General features: G+C 66.5%; 13 protein-coding genes. 9 read left to right on the forward strand and 4 right to left on the reverse strand.

Going from position 1 to position 14,699, the window contains the following annotated elements:
- Positions 1–39 precede the first annotated feature (39 nt).
- Positions 40–717, forward strand: coding sequence for an SDR family oxidoreductase (locus H2037_RS08300; protein ID WP_292120207.1), 678 nt, complete (start codon positions 40–42; stop codon positions 715–717).
- Positions 718–724: 7 nt separating this feature from the next.
- Here the strand turns inward: H2037_RS08300 and H2037_RS08305 are convergent, their stop codons facing one another.
- Positions 725–1,393 (reverse strand): J domain-containing protein, encoded by a 669-nt coding sequence (locus H2037_RS08305; RefSeq protein WP_292120210.1) that lies wholly within the window; start codon positions 1,391–1,393, stop codon positions 725–727.
- 45 nt (positions 1,394–1,438) lie between these two features.
- Here H2037_RS08305 and H2037_RS08310 point away from each other — a divergent pair, with 45 nt between their 5' ends.
- From H2037_RS08310 to H2037_RS08320, 3 genes are all read left to right on the forward strand, one after another.
- A complete protein-coding gene (locus tag H2037_RS08310; RefSeq protein ID WP_292120213.1) occupies positions 1,439–1,729 on the forward strand; it encodes a BolA family protein in 291 nt (96 codons plus the stop codon).
- Positions 1,730–1,826: 97 nt separating this feature from the next.
- Positions 1,827–3,647, forward strand: a complete 1,821-nt coding sequence (locus H2037_RS08315) for an ATP-binding protein (protein ID WP_292120216.1) — start codon at positions 1,827–1,829, stop codon at positions 3,645–3,647.
- 123 nt (positions 3,648–3,770) lie between these two features.
- Positions 3,771–5,459 (forward strand): cisplatin damage response ATP-dependent DNA ligase, encoded by a 1,689-nt coding sequence (locus H2037_RS08320; RefSeq protein ID WP_292120219.1) that lies wholly within the window; start codon positions 3,771–3,773, stop codon positions 5,457–5,459.
- Between the two features lie 6 nt (positions 5,460–5,465).
- On the opposite strand, the gene H2037_RS08325 is transcribed toward H2037_RS08320, so the two are convergent.
- On the reverse strand, positions 5,466–6,878 hold the full coding sequence (locus tag H2037_RS08325; protein WP_292120221.1) for a D-alanyl-D-alanine carboxypeptidase: 1,413 nt from the start codon (positions 6,876–6,878) through the stop codon (positions 5,466–5,468).
- Positions 6,879–7,152: 274 nt separating this feature from the next.
- Here H2037_RS08325 and phaP point away from each other — a divergent pair, with 274 nt between their 5' ends.
- The 5 genes from phaP to H2037_RS08350 all read left to right on the forward strand — a co-directional run bounded on the left by phaP (position 7,153) and on the right by H2037_RS08350 (position 13,077).
- Positions 7,153–7,635: a TIGR01841 family phasin gene (gene phaP / locus H2037_RS08330; protein ID WP_292120223.1), complete on the forward strand. Its 483-nt coding sequence runs from the start codon at positions 7,153–7,155 to the stop codon at positions 7,633–7,635.
- A 167-nt stretch (positions 7,636–7,802) separates the two neighbouring features.
- Positions 7,803–8,132 carry an ATP-dependent Clp protease adapter ClpS gene (clpS, locus tag H2037_RS08335; RefSeq protein ID WP_201097917.1) on the forward strand — a complete coding sequence of 110 codons (330 nt, stop codon included), beginning with the start codon at positions 7,803–7,805 and terminating at the stop codon, positions 8,130–8,132.
- A gap of 13 nt (positions 8,133–8,145) precedes the next feature.
- Complete coding sequence (clpA, locus tag H2037_RS08340) at positions 8,146–10,449, forward strand: ATP-dependent Clp protease ATP-binding subunit ClpA (RefSeq protein WP_292120229.1); 2,304 nt, start codon at positions 8,146–8,148, stop codon at positions 10,447–10,449.
- Positions 10,450–10,520: 71 nt separating this feature from the next.
- A complete protein-coding gene (locus H2037_RS08345) occupies positions 10,521–11,366 on the forward strand; it encodes a hypothetical protein (RefSeq protein ID WP_292120231.1) in 846 nt (281 codons plus the stop codon).
- Between the two features lie 31 nt (positions 11,367–11,397).
- Positions 11,398–13,077 (forward strand): methyltransferase domain-containing protein, encoded by a 1,680-nt coding sequence (locus H2037_RS08350; protein ID WP_292120234.1) that lies wholly within the window; start codon positions 11,398–11,400, stop codon positions 13,075–13,077.
- On the opposite strand, the gene H2037_RS08355 is transcribed toward H2037_RS08350, so the two are convergent.
- Positions 13,074–14,219, reverse strand: coding sequence for a GNAT family N-acetyltransferase (locus H2037_RS08355; protein ID WP_292120236.1), 1,146 nt, complete (start codon positions 14,217–14,219; stop codon positions 13,074–13,076). The two genes, H2037_RS08350 and H2037_RS08355, sit on opposite strands and share 4 nt — an antisense overlap.
- Entirely contained in the window at positions 14,216–14,674 is a 459-nt protein-coding gene (locus H2037_RS08360; RefSeq protein ID WP_292120239.1) for a RidA family protein, read from the reverse strand. The genes H2037_RS08355 and H2037_RS08360 overlap by 4 nt, the downstream gene beginning before the upstream one ends.
- Between the last annotated feature and the right edge of the window lie 25 nt (positions 14,675–14,699).

The following is a 14,699-nucleotide window of genomic DNA, read 5'->3' on the forward strand; positions in this document are numbered from 1 at the left end:
GCCTCGGCAACCTAAGCGCGGCCGGATGGTTCTGCTGACATGAAGAAAGCCATCGTCACCGGCGGGGCGGGCCTTATCGGCTCCGGCGTCTGCAAGACCCTCGTTGATCAGGGGTGGGAGGTCGCTTCCTTCGACCTGAAGGCCGGCGAGGCGGGGACACGTCACATCCTGTGCGACCTGAGCGACGAAGCCTCCGTCACTCGAGCGTTCCAGGAACTAGGCTGGTCCGAACTGGATCTGTTGGTCAACAACGGCGGGATCGCCAATCCGTACAACGGCCCCCTGGCCGACCTGTCCCTGGCTGACTGGCGGCGAACGGTGGACAGCCACCTAACCGGCGCCTTTCTGATGACCCGCGCCGCCATCCCGATGCTGCGCGACGGGGGCGGCGTCATCAACATGGCCTCGACCCGCGCCTTCATGTCCGAACCCGAGACCGAAGCCTATGCGGCCTCCAAGGGCGCGATCGTCGCCCTGACCCATGCCCTGGCGGTCAGCCTGGGGCCGAAGCTGCGCGTCAATGCGATCGCGCCGGGATGGATATCCGGGGACGAGGATCTGCGCCCGATCGACCATGGACAGCATCCGGTAGGCCGCGTGGGACGAGTCGAGGACATCGCCGACGCCGTCGTCTATCTGGCGCAGGCCCGTTTCATTACGGGTCAGGTGTTGACGGTCGACGGCGGCATGAGCCGCAAGATGATCTACGCAGACTGACGGACGCTCAGGCCAGGCCGGCCTTCTTCAGCGTTTTCCAGGCCTTGATCACACGTTGCAGCTTGGCTTCGGCGCCGCGGTCGCCGCCGTTGGTGTCGGGGTGGAAGCGTTTCAGCATCTCGTGATACCGCGCCTTGACCCTGGTCTTGTCGGCGCCGGGTTCCAGATCCAGATCGGCCAGGGCCGCGCGTTCCAGCTTGCCGACGCGGCGGTCTTCCGTCGGTGATTGCGGGGTCTGGTCGCCGCGACGGCCGAACAAGCCGAAGCTGTCGCGCCAGGATCCGGCGCCGGTGGTGTTGGCGGTGCCCATTTTGGCGGAGAAGGCGGCGGCTTCGCGGGTGAACTTGCCGGCCTTCATTTCCCAGGTCGGACGACCGCCGGTCATGGCCTCGTTTTCCTGGGCGGCGCGGACCTCGCCCTCGCTCATGCCGGCGTAGAAGTTCCAGCCCTTATTGTACTCGCCAGCGTGGGCCTGGCAGAATTCATAGAAGTCGTTCAGCCGTTCGCGCGACTTGGGCGCCTTGGCGGTCGCGGCCTTGCGGCAGTCGGGCCACTGGCACGGCTTCTCGCCAGGCTTGAGGTGCAGGACGTCCGCCTGAGCGGCTTCCTCCTCGGCCTTCGGCGGCTTCACCCGAATGTCGGTGAATCGCGGCTTGTATTGAAAGGAGGCGGACATCACCCGAAGTGTAGTCCGGAATCAGACCTCTTCAAGGAAACGATCATGTCAGACGGCCCCGTGGCGGCGATTATCCGTGAAAAACTCGAAACCGCGCTGTCGCCGCAACGGCTGGAGATCGAAGACGACAGCGGACGGCACGCCGGCCACCACCATGAAGGCGGCATGGACGCCAAGCCCGGCGGGGAGAGTCACTTCAATCTGTTGATCGTTTCATCGGCCTTTGAAGGGCAGTCGCGGGTTCTGCGACAGCGGGCGGTCAACGAATTGCTGCGGGAAGAACTGGCAGGGCCCATTCACGCCCTGTCGATCAAGGCCCTAGCGCCCGGCGAGTAATTCACAGCGTAGGATTGCAAGAAAAAACCACCGTTCACTCCGTCTTAGAACCTTCGCCCTAGCGTCACGCGATCAAACAGGGTGGGGGCGCGGGCATATGGTGGAATCTGACGGAGTTGCGAAGGCCTTTCCCGGGGACCGCCGTGCGGGCGACCCGGCCCAGGCCCTGACGGCGATCCTGCAGACCCAGTATTTGCGTTATCTGATCATCGCCAGCTGGGCGATCGGTCTGCTGGGCACAGTGGCGTGGTGGAAGGCGGTCCTGTGGTTCATCGTCACCCTGGCCGCCGGCTCCATTCGAGGCGCGGTCGAGCGCAGGCTCAGCCACCGGGTTGATGTGGGCTGGGGCATGGTCTTCCCCGCCGTGGCCACCGCCACGACCGCCGCATGGGCCGCAGCGCCGCTGATCGCCTGGTTTTCGAACAGGGCTTTCGGCCAACCCCTGGCCGTCGCGCTGATCATTTCCGGATTCGTGCTGGTGTTCGCCCAGTTGCGCAGTTCGCCCCGCCAAGCCGTCATTATCTCCTCGCCTTATGGCGTGGCGGCCGGCGTCATCCTGATCAGTCTCTGGGGAACACCTGAGTTCTGGTCGATGCTCGGCATCGTGCCGTTTGTCGTCGCTGGCCTGCTGGTCCTGGTCATGATGACCATGCTGCGCGAGCAGAGGATCGAGGTCTTCCAGGCGCATCAGGCCCATCTGATCGAGGAGCTGGAAACCGCCCGGGACAAGGCGAACGCCGCCAACGACGCCAAATCGAATTTCCTGGGCGTGATCTCGCACGAGCTTCGCACGCCAATGAACGGCGTTCTCGGCGCCGCCCAGCTGCTGAGCGCCACGCGACTGGAAGGGGCCCAGCGCGAATATCTGTCGATCATCCGAAATTCGGGCGACAATCTGCTGTCGCTGCTGAACGACATTCTCGACATGACCAAGATCGAGGCCGGCAAGATGACTTTCGAGGTCGTCGATGTCGTGGTCGCCGACCTGCATCGGCGGATTTCCGGCCCCTTCGAAGCCCAGGCCGAGGCCAAGGGTCTGACGTTCATTTCGACCTTCGAGGGGGAAGTCCCGTGCGTTGTCAGGGGGGATCCGCTGCGGGTCTGCCAGGTCGTGCAGAACCTGTTGTCAAACGCGGTGAAATTCACCGACAGCGGTAATGTTCACTATGTGGTGCGCGGCCGGCGCATTTCAGACAAGCGGGTCGGTTTCGAGTTTTCGGTGACCGACAGCGGTGCCGGTATTTCGCCCCAGGATCTGGACCGACTGTTCCAGCCCTTCACCCAGGTCGACGCCTCGTCGACGCGTCGTTTCGGCGGCACGGGCCTGGGGCTGACCATCGCGCGACGCATGGCCAATATCATGGGGGGCGACATCACCGTCGTCTCGACCCTGGGTCAGGGGTCCTGCTTCACCTTGACGGTGGAGGCCGAGGTCGTGGAATGGGCCCGCCCGGTCACGGCCGAAGTGGTCGAGACCGAGGTGGCGAGCGGCGAAAGCCTGCGGGTGCTGGTGGTGGAGGATCATCCGGTCAACCGCATGATCCTGGAGGCCTGGATGAGCACGGCGTCGCATGTGGCCACGACGGCCGAGAACGGCCAGTTGTCGGTCGAGGCGGCCAACGACCAGCAGTTCGACCTGATCATCATGGACGTCAATATGCCCGTGATGGACGGCCTGACGGCGACCCGCAAGATTCGGGAAGGGCAGGGGCCAAACGCCGGGACGCCGATCGTCGTCCTGTCCGCCTCGGCGCGGACCGAGGACCACCAGGCCGGTCTGGATGCGGGGGCGGACGCCTATCTGACCAAGCCCATCGACTTCGGCGCCCTGGCCGAAATGATGAGCCGCGTTCCGGGCGGACGCGAAGCCGTGTCGCGGTCGACGCCGACGAAGGCTGATCGGTCCGTAGCCGCCTGATTGAGGCAAGACGGGCGCTGGGCTGGACGGCTGACCTGATGACGAACGCCCCGGAGGGAAACCTCCGGGGCGTTTTTCGTTTTGGGCTGACGGCGACGCCCGACGCGCCCAGAATGGATAGTCATGCGCGCCTTCGCCGAACTTCTTGACCGTCTGTCGTTGACCGCGTCGCGCAACGCCAAGCTGGTTCTGGTCCGAGACTATCTGAGGGCGACGCCCGATCCTGATCGCGGCTGGGCCCTGGCGGCCCTGACCGGCGACCTTAGCTTTGACGCGGCCAAGCCGGCCATGATCCGCAAGGCGGTCGAGGCGCGGGTCGATGGGGTGCTGTTCGGCTGGTCCTACGACTATGTCGGCGACCTGGCGGAGACGGTCGCCCTGATCTGGCCCGCCACGCCGGACCGTCGGCCCAATCGCGAGCCTGAACTGGCCGAGGTGGTCGAAGCGCTGCGAACCGCCAGCCGGAACGAGGTGAGGGGGCTGCTGGAAGGCTGGCTTGATGCGCTGGAGCCCAAGGGACGGTGGGCGCTGCTGAAGCTGATGACCGGGGGGCTGCGCGTGGGCCTGTCGGCCCGACTGGCCAAGACGGCGGCGGCGATGATGCGGCCCGAGACGCACAGATCTCCGCCGTCCGTGGATGCGCTGGAGACGATCACGCCGCTGGACCCGGTCGATGTCTCGGCCATCGAGGAGGTCTGGCACGCGGTATCGCCGCCTTACAGCGACTTGTTCGCCTGGTTGGAGGGGCGCGCCGAACGACCCAGTCCCGATGCGCCGGGGCGGTTCCGGCCCGTGATGCTGGCTGTCGCTGTGGATGAGGCGGTCGACCTTCCGAAGATGGATCCCGCTGACTACGCCGCCGAATGGAAATGGGACGGGATTCGGGTTCAGGCGGTGGTCGAGGGCGGCGTGCGAAAACTGTGGTCCCGCACTGGAGACGAGATTTCGGGCGCCTTTCCCGACGTGATGGAGGCTCTGGCGTTCGAGGGGGCGCTGGACGGCGAACTGGTGGTCTGGCGCGACGGTGAGATCGCGCCTTTCGGCGATCTGCAGCAGAGGCTGAACCGCAAGACCGTCGACGCCAAGTCCCTGGCGACCTTTCCGGCGGCGGTGGTCGCCTATGATATCCTGGCGGACGAGGGCGGCGACTTGAGGGAGTGGCCTTTGAGCGAAAGACGTGCGAGGCTGGAAGCGCTGGTCGAAGGTCATCGGGGATCGCGACTACATCTGTCTCCCCTGGTCGATTATGCGGACTGGGACGTTCTGGCCCGGCTGCGGGCCGACCCGCCGGTCGGGGCGGCGGCCGAGGGCCTGATGCTGAAACGCTGGGACAGTCCCTATCTGGCGGGACGGCCAAAGGGACCCTGGTTCAAGTGGAAACGGGACCCGCACGTCATCGACGCCGTGCTGATGTACGCCCAGCGCGGACACGGCAAACGGTCCAGCTTCTATTCGGACTACACCTTCGGCGTCTGGACCCTGGAAGGGGCTCTGACGCCGGTGGGCAAGGCCTATTTCGGCTTCACCGACGAGGAACTGAAGCAACTCGACAAGTTCGTGCGTGACCACACGGTGGACCGGTTCGGGCCGGTCCGATCCGTGCGGGCCGAGCGCGATTTCGGTCTGGTGCTCGAGATCGCCTTCGAGGGGCTGCAGCGTTCGACCCGGCACAAGTCCGGCGTGGCCATGCGATTTCCCCGCGTCAGCCGTATTCGCTGGGACAAACCGGCGCGCGAGGCCGACACCCTGGACGACGTTATGGATCTGCTGGCCGCCATCGAGGGCGGGGGCGGCCGGATCGCCAAGGTCTAGACTGTCTTAGTCCGGGCGAACGACCATACAGGTGACGCGACGTTCCGACAGGGCGTCGCAGGCGGCTTTCGCGGCGTCCTCGGTCAGGCCCGTGAAGCGCGATCGGTACCAGTCTCCGGCGGTCTGGACGTTGCGTTCGGCGCTGGCGAACTGGCTGCGGAAGCGGCGGTTGACCTCGGTCAACCAGTCCGTGGCGACTTTTTCATCCTTGAAGGCGCCGACCTGAACGGCCCAGCGTCCGGTTGGACGGGTAGCGCGGGCCGGTTCGCGGGCGGGCGGGGGCGCGGCGCGGCGGGCGGGTGCGCCGTTCAGCGAGGCGGTGAGATTGGCGGGCGCGCGCTGGGCCTGCGCCGTCGTCTCGGCCGCTGCCCGTTCAGAGGGCGAGGGAGTTATCCGGGTAGGCAGGGCCGCCGGCGCAGGTGCGGACGTATAGGCGACCGCAGTGGATTCGCCGCCCATTGCGTCTTCGTCGTCGGTTCCCAGCGAGGCGTAGGCGACCGGTGCGCTGGGCGACAGGGCCTCGGAGCCGACGCCGAAGCCGCGCTGTTCGAAGAAGGTCTGGGCGATCTGGATCGTCTCGCCCTGCGAGCGGCGGCGTTCGACCTCGAAGCCGGTGTCCATCAGTTCGGCGACGTGAGCGTTGCGGCTGGCGCTGGAGCGTCCGCCCAGGACGATGGTGATCAGGCGGCGGCCGTCGCGCACGGCCGAGGCGGCCAGGTTATAGCCCGAGGCGTTGGTGTAGCCGGTCTTCATGCCGTCATAGCCGTTTCCGCTCGGCAGCAGCCCGTTGGTGTTGCGATAGTTCCGCCCGTTGTAGGCCCAGTCGTGCAGGCCGAAATAGCTGTAGTATTGGGGGAAATCACGCATGATGGCCCGGGCCAGTATGGCCTGGTCCCGCGCCGACGTCAGCTGGCGCGCATCGGGCAGGCCGTTGGCGGTGGCGTAGCGGGTCTGGGTCATCCCCAGCTGTTCCGCCTTCAGCGTCATCAGATTGGTGAAACGGGCTTCCGAGCCGCCGACATGTTCGGCGATGGCGACGGCCATGTCGTTGGCCGAGCGCACGGCGGTGGCGCGCATGGCGTCGTCGAGGGTGATGGTCTGACCCGCCGCCAGCCCCAGTTTCGACGGCGGCTGTGAGGCGGCGCGCGGCGAGATCGTCAGGACGTCGTCGACATCGACCTTGCCCTGGGACAGGGCCTCGAAGGTCAGATAGAGGGTCATCATCTTGGTCAGGGACGCCGGATAGCGACGGCTGTCGGCATGGCGCGCGAACAGGACCTCGCCCGAGGCCGCGTCGATCACAATGGCGGCGTAGCGGCTGTTTTCCTGCGACTGAGCCTCGATCGGCCTGACGTTCGCGCCCAGCAGCAGCGAAAGCGCGAGAACGGCGAAAAGGCCACGGCGGAAGAAAGCGATCATGGGCGGTTACGACCCTCTGTGAGCAGGGTGCGACAGGCCCCCCGGCCGACGCGACTGAATGACTAGCATAGGAAGCGTGGGTTTCATGGTGGTTAACCGCCCGTCAACGGGAATTTGAAGCGCCGAACCCGGTTATCGGCCGCGACATATTGTGCAACGCACAAAAAACTTGAAATCCCTTCGCGCCTGCAGCATAACTTGGGCCTGCGAGTTCTCCTCGCGCTTGAATTTCCGCCGTGCCTTTCCCCCAGACCTGCAACCCGGAGACATGATCATGGCCGATACCGCAGAAACCGTGAAGAAGACCGTCGAACAGAACGCCGCCAAGGCCCAGGCTCAGGTCCAGGCCCAGGCCGCCGATTTCCAGGCCGCCGGCGCCAAGGCGCTCCGCGAAGGCATCGACAAGTCGGTCGCCTCGCTCAGCGAACTGAACGCCCACGGCAAGAAGAACCTGGACGCCATGGTCGAGTCGGCCACCGTCGCCCAGAAGGGCGCCGAGGCGCTGTCGCAACAGGCGCTCGGCTTCGCCAAAACCAACTGGGAAGAGAGCGTCGCCGCCAGCAAGGAACTGTCGACCGCTCGTTCGGTGCAGGAGTTCTTCGAACTCCAGACGAACTGGGCCAAGAAGTCGATGGAACGCTATATGGCCGAACTGACCCGCACGAACGAGATCGTCACCTCGACCGTGAAGGATAGCCTGAAGCCCATCAACGAGCGCGTCACCGCCTCGGTCGAGACCTTCCAGGCCACGCGCTGAGCGCGGCGACCACGAACGGACAGGAAAGGCCCCGGGGGAAGCTCCGGGGTCTTTTTCGTTCTGGATCCAAGGTTTGCGGTTCACGAAACCTGTGACTGGACGCCGCTTCAATTCAGGCCATCATTCCCTATCTGATAGCCAAGACGACTCCCGATTACGGAACACGAATGCCCATACAAAGGCCCGGTGAAACCGGGGGCGGTCAAGGCACCGCCACCGTCACCGAAACAAAGCCGAAGCTTCAGAAGCCCTCGCTCTATCGGGTGCTGATTCTGAACGACGATTATTCGCCGATGGAATTCGTCGTCTATGTGCTCGAGCGGTTCTTCCAGAAGAGCCGGGAAGAAGCCACCCGCATCATGCTGCATGTGCATCAGCATGGCGTGGGGGTGTGCGGCGTCTTCACCTATGAGGTCGCCGAGACCAAGGTCGCGCAGGTCATCGAAACCGCGCGCCGCCACCAGCACCCGCTGCAATGCACGATGGAAAAGGACTGAGAGGAGCCTCCCGATGCCTTCATTTTCCCGTCCTCTCGAAGAAACCCTGCACCGCGCCGTCGGCTACGCCAACGAGCGCAGGCATGAGTATGCGACGCTCGAGCACCTGCTGCTCGCGCTGATCGACGATCCCGACGCCACCGGCGTGATGCGGGCCTGCAATGTCGATCTGACCGCGCTGAAGGCGGCGCTGACCCTCTATGTCGACAACGACCTCGCCGCCCTGGCCACGGCCGACGGCGAGGACGCCAAGCCGACCGCCGGCTTCCAGCGCGTGATCCAGCGCGCGGTGATCCATGTCCAATCGTCGGGCCGCGAGGAAGTGTCCGGCGCGAACGTGCTGGTCGCGATCTTCTCCGAACGCGAGAGCCACGCCGCCTACTTCCTGCAGGAGCAGGACATGACCCGTTACGACGCGGTCAACTTCATCGCCCACGGCATCGCCAAGAAGGCGGGCGCCGGCGAGACCCGTCCGGCCAAGGGCGCTTCGCCCGAGGAGACGGAGGACCAGTCGGCCGTCAAGTCGGGCGGCGAGGCGCTGGAAGCCTATTGCGTCGACCTCAACGAGAAGTCGCGTCAGGGCAAGGTCGATCCGCTGATCGGGCGCCAGGCCGAGGTCGAGCGCTCGATCCAGATCCTGTGCCGCCGGACCAAAAACAACCCGCTGCTGGTCGGCGATCCCGGCGTCGGCAAGACCGCCATCGCCGAGGGCCTGGCCCGCAAGATCGTCAACGGCGAAGTGCCTGACGTCCTGAAGGACGCCACCATCTATTCGCTCGACATGGGCGCCTTGCTGGCCGGCACCCGCTATCGCGGCGACTTCGAGGAGCGGCTGAAACAGGTCGTCAAGGAGCTGGAGAGCCACGACAACGCCGTGCTCTTCATCGACGAGATCCACACGGTGATCGGCGCCGGCGCGACCTCGGGCGGGGCGATGGACGCCTCCAACCTGCTGAAGCCGGCCCTGGCCTCGGGCTCGCTGCGCTGCATGGGTTCGACGACCTACAAGGAATATCGCCAGCACTTTGAGAAGGACCGCGCCCTGGTGCGTCGCTTCCAGAAGATCGACGTCAACGAGCCGACGGTCGAGGATACGGTGAAGATCCTGAAGGGTCTGAAGACTTACTACGAGCAGCACCACAAGGTCCGCTACACCGACAGCGCCATCCGCACCGCGGTCGAGCTTTCGGCTCGCTACATGACCGACCGTAAACTGCCGGACAAGGCGATCGACGTGATCGACGAGGCCGGGGCGTCGCAGATGCTGCTGACCGAATCCAAGCGCAAGAAGGTGATCGGCCAGAAGGAGGTCGAGACGGTCATCGCCAAGATGGCCCGCATCCCGGCCAAGTCGGTGTCCAAGTCCGACACCGAGAGCCTGCGTGAGCTGCAGGTCGATCTGAACCGCGTCGTCTTCGGCCAGGAACAGGCGATCGAACAGGTCTCGGCGGCGATGAAGCTGGCGCGGGCGGGTCTGCGTGACCCGAACAAGCCGATCGGCAGCTTCCTGTTCAGCGGCCCGACCGGCGTCGGCAAGACCGAAGTCGCCAAGCAACTCGCCGCCACCCTGGGCATCGAGATGCAGCGGTTCGACATGTCGGAATATATGGAGCGCCATACGGTCAGCCGACTGATCGGCGCCCCTCCCGGCTATGTCGGCCACGACCAGGGCGGTCTGCTGACCGACGCCGTGGATCAGCATCCGCACGCCGTCATCCTGCTGGACGAGATCGAGAAGGCGCACCCGGACGTCTACAACATCCTGCTGCAGGTGATGGACAACGGCATGCTGACCGACGCGGTCGGCAAGAAGGTGGACTTCAGGAACGTCATCCTGATCATGACCACCAACGCCGGGGCGGCTGACAACGCCCGCGCCTCCATCGGCTTCGGCCGGGGCAAGGTCGAGGGCGAGGACGACAAGGCCATCCAGCGCCTGTTTGCGCCGGAGTTCAGGAACCGCCTGGACGCCATCGTGGCCTTCAAGCCGCTGGGCGCCGACACGATCCGCTCGGTGGTGACCAAGTTCGTGCTGCAGCTGGAGGCCCAGCTGGCGGACCGCAACATCACCATCGAACTGACCGACGAGGCGGCCGACTGGCTGGCCAAGAACGGCTTCGACGAACTGTACGGCGCGCGTCCTCTGGCGCGGGTCATTCAGGACTCGATCAAGAAGCCTCTGGCCGACGACATCCTGTTCGGGCGTCTGACGCGCGGCGGACACGTCAAGGTCCAGCTGAAGGACGGCAAGATCGACTTCGACGTCAAGAGCACCGGCGGGGCGCCGGCGAAGGCCGAGGAAGAAGAGACGGCCTGATCAGGTCGGATCGGGGCCCGGACGGAGACGTCCGGGCCCTTTTTCATGCCGGAACGTCAGGGGAGGACGACATGACGCGCATCCTGTTGCAGACCACGATCCCGTCCGTCGAGGACGACTGGCATGTGGGCCGGTTCTCGCGACTGACGGCCTTTCTCGGCGATCTGCCGGGCGTCGAAGTGACGGCGCGGGACCGCGCCACGCCGGGCGGGACGACCGATCCCGTGCTGGGCCGGCTGGAGGACAGCGACTTCGACCAGTTGTGGCTGTTCGCGGTCGATGTCGGCGACGGGCTGAACGCCGAGGAGTGCGCGGCGATCGCAGCCTTCCGCGCGCGGGGCGGCGGACTGATGATCACCCGCGACCACATGGACCTGGGCAGCAGCGTCTGCACCCTGGGCGGGGTCGGCGACGCCCATTATTTCCATACCAGCAGTCAGGATCCCGATCCGGCCCGCAACCGGCGCGACGATGTGGCGACCGGCCATATCGACTTCCCCAACTATCACTCCGGCCCCAATGGCGACTGGCAGACGATCGAGGCGGTGGGCGAGCCGCATCCCCTGTTGCGTGACGTGGACGGCGGACTGCTGACGCGTCTGCCGGCTCATCCGCACGAGGGCGGGGTGGGGGCGCCGTCGAACCAATCCGACGCCCGGGTCATAGCCACTGGCGTCAGCGCGATCACCGGGCGGCCCTTCAACATCGCGGTGGCCTTCGAGGGCGACGAGGGAAGGGGGCGAGGCCTGGCGCAGAGCACCTTCCATCATTTCGCCGACTACAACTGGGACCCGCGCGACGGTTCGCCCAGCTTCGTCGACGAGCCGCCGGGCCGGGGCATGATCGACGACCCCGAGGCGCTGCGGCAGACGCAGCGGTATATGAGCAATCTGGCCGCCTGGCTGACGCCGCGCTGACAGCCGGGCGCCGGCCGGGCATAGTGGGGCGATGACGCTGGACGCCCTGGATCAATCATCGGACGCCGACGCCCTGGTCGCGGCGGCGGAGCGGCGGCTGGGCGCGGGGGACCTGAACGGCGCCTTCACGGCGCTGAAGGCCTGCCTGAAGCAATATCCCGACCATGGGCCGGCGACGGCGGCCATGGGGCTCTTCCTGGCGGACCACGGCGACCCGGCGACCGCCACCCACCTGTTGAGCCGCGCCATGGCGGCGGCGCCTGTCGGAGAATCGCGAGGACGCGTGGCGGCGGGGCTGGCGCATCTGCTGAGCCGGCTTTCGCCCAGCAGTTGGGCCCCGCAACTGGACGCGGACCTGTGCGCGTGTCTCGCCGATCCGGCGGTGGAGCCGCAGACGCTGGCGCGGGTGACGGCCGAGGCCCTGTTGTTGAAACAACCGGCTTTCGACGGGTCGGGGGAAGCGTTGGAAGCCATGGGGCGGGATCCGCTTTGGCTGGCTTTCCTGTCGCGCTGCCTGAACGTCAGCGCGGCGATGGAGGCGCGGCTGGACGCCGTACGGGCGGCCGTGGTCGAAACGGAGGACGCCGAGGACGAGAGCCGCGCGGCCCTGATCTGCGCTCTGGCGCTGAGCGGATTCGCGTCCGAATATGCAGCGCCGGTGATCGAGACCGAGGGCGTCACGGCGATCCTGTTCCGACCGCCCAGTCCGGCCGAGGCGGCGGCCCTGGGTGAAGGCGAGATGCAGGCCCTGCTGGTCCGACGCACGATCGAGGAGCCCGCACGTGAACGGGCTTTGGCCGAGGGCGCGCCGTCCTTGACGCCCGACGCCGACACCGATGCGGTGTCCAATGCCGTGCGCGACCAGTACGAGGCCAATCCCTATCCCTGCTGGACCGCGCCGCCCGCGCCGGAACCGAGGGTTCTGGGCGATGTGATCGCGGGCCTGCCTGGCCTTGACCACGGCGCCTTCCGTCAGTGCGCGCGGACGGTTCTGACGGCCGGTTGCGGCACAGGTTTCGAGCCGATCGACCTGGCGCGGATGGACCCGTCGCTGTCGATCACGGCCATGGACCTCAGCCGGGCCAGCCTGGCCTACGGGATGCGGGTGGCGGAGGATCTGGGCCTGACCGGAGTTCGGTTCGTCCAGGGCGATATCCTGGCGCTGGACCGGGTCGAGGCGCGTTTCGATGTCGTCACCAGCACCGGGGTGATCCACCATATGGCGCAGCCGGACCAGGGGTTGGCGCGGCTGGCCGGGGTGCTGCGGCCGGGCGGGGTGGTGCGGCTGGGTCTGTACAGCGAGAGGGGACGGGCGCTGGTGCGGCTGGCCCACGACCTGATCCGGCAAAAGGGCTGGACGCCCGTCGACGCCGACATCCGGGCGTTCCGGGCTCATGTCTTGGCCCTGTTGGAGGCGGAGCCGCTGGCGGCGCTGAGGCAGAGCGACGATTTCTACAGCCTCAGCGGATGCCGCGACCTGGTCTTCCATGTGCAGGAGCACGCGTACAGGCCCCCAGAACTGGAGGAACTGGTCACGGGGGCGGGGTTGCGGCTGGTCGGATTCGACGCCCCGGCCGAGGCCCAGACGGCGTTCCGCGCCGCATTCGGGCGGGCCGATCCGCTGGATCTGACCCTATGGGACCGGCTGGAGCAGAGGCAGCCGAACCTGTTCGCCGGCATGTATCATCTGTGGGCGCAGAAGCCGGCTTAGGTCGTCTTGTAAGGCGACAGGTTTTCGGTCATCGCCGCCATTTCGGCCGCCATCGCCGGGCGTTCTCCGTCCAGATAGCGGGCGACCGGTTCGCGCAGGGCCGGGTCGGCGATAAAATGAGCGGAATAGACCGGGGAGGGCAGATAGCCTCGCGCGATCTTGTGCTCGCCCTGGGCGCCGGCCTCGACGCGGGACAGGCCGCGGGCGATGGCGAATTCGATGGCCTGATAATAGCAGAGCTCGAAATGCAGGAAGGGCACATCCTCCAGCGCGCCCCACTGGCGGCCGTACAGGGCGTCGCGGCCGATGAAGTTCAGGGCGCCGGCGATGGGCGCGCCGTCCCGAAACGCCATGACCAGTGCGATCCGGTCCGCCATCGTCTCGCCCACCATCGAGAAGAAGGCGCGGGTCAGATAGGGGCGGCCCCATTTGCGGTCGCCGGTGTCCATGTAGAAGCGGAAGAAGGCGTCCCAGTGATCTTCCAGTATGTCGGCGCCGGTCAGGACGCGGATGTCCAGATCGGCCCGGGCGTCGCGCCGCTCTCGCCGGATGGTCTTGCGGCGATTGGACGACAGGGCGGCGAGGAAGTCGTCGAAGGTCTGATGGTCGGCGTTGCGCCAGATGTACTGGATGTCCTGGCGCGGCAGCAGGCCCGCCTCGGCCATGGCCGACCATTCAGCCTCGGTCGGGAAGTTGACGTGCAGGGACGAGACGCCCAGCCGCTCGACCAGGGTGAGGGCCCCTTGGATCAGGGCCTGGCGCACCGTGGCGGCGTCGGTATCGGGATGGTGCAGGAAGCGTGGGCCGGTCGCCGGGGTGAAGGGCACGGCGCCCAGCAGCTTGGGATAATAGCGGCCGCCGGCGCGCTGATAGGCGTCGGCCCAGCTGTGGTCGAAGACATACTCGCCCTGGCTGTGGCCCTTCAGATAGAGGGGCATGACGCCCAGGACGGCGTCATTTTCGTCCCGCAGGGCCAGGTGGCGCGGTCCCCAGCCCTGCTGCGGCGTCGCGCTGCCCGAGGCCTCGCAGGCGTGCAGGAAGTCGTAGGAGACGAACGGATCGCCGGTGGGATGCGCGCACGCATCCCAGGCCTCGCGGCCGATGTCGGCGATCGCGTCGTGGACCGTGAGCGTGAAGGTCAACGGATCTCCAGGATGGCGTCGACCTCGACGGCGAAGCCGAGGGGCAGTTTGTACACGCCCACAGCCGAACGGGCATGGCGGCCGGCGTCGCCGAACACCTCGACCATCAGGTCCGAACAGCCGTTGATCACGGCGGGAATGGCTTCGAAATCCGGTCCGGCCTGGACGAAGCCGCCCAGTTTCACGATCCGAACGACCCGTTCCAGGTCGCCGTCGCAGGCGGCCTTGATCTGGGCCAGCAGATTGATCCCGCACAGGCGCGCGGCGGCGTTGGCCTGTTCCGGCGTCACATCGACTCCGACCGTGCCTTTGACTCCGCCCGAGGCGTCGTTCGACAGCTGGCCCGAGATATGGACCACGGCGCCCGTCTGGACGAAGGGCACATAGTTGGCCACCGCCTTGGCGGGTTCCGGCAGGGTGATGCCGAGTTCGGCGATGCGGGCTTCGATGCTCATGGGGGCTCCTTGATCTGGTTGGCGG

The sequence above is a fragment of the Brevundimonas sp. genome, assembly GCF_013912065.1.
GTDB lineage: Bacteria > Pseudomonadota > Alphaproteobacteria > Caulobacterales > Caulobacteraceae > Brevundimonas.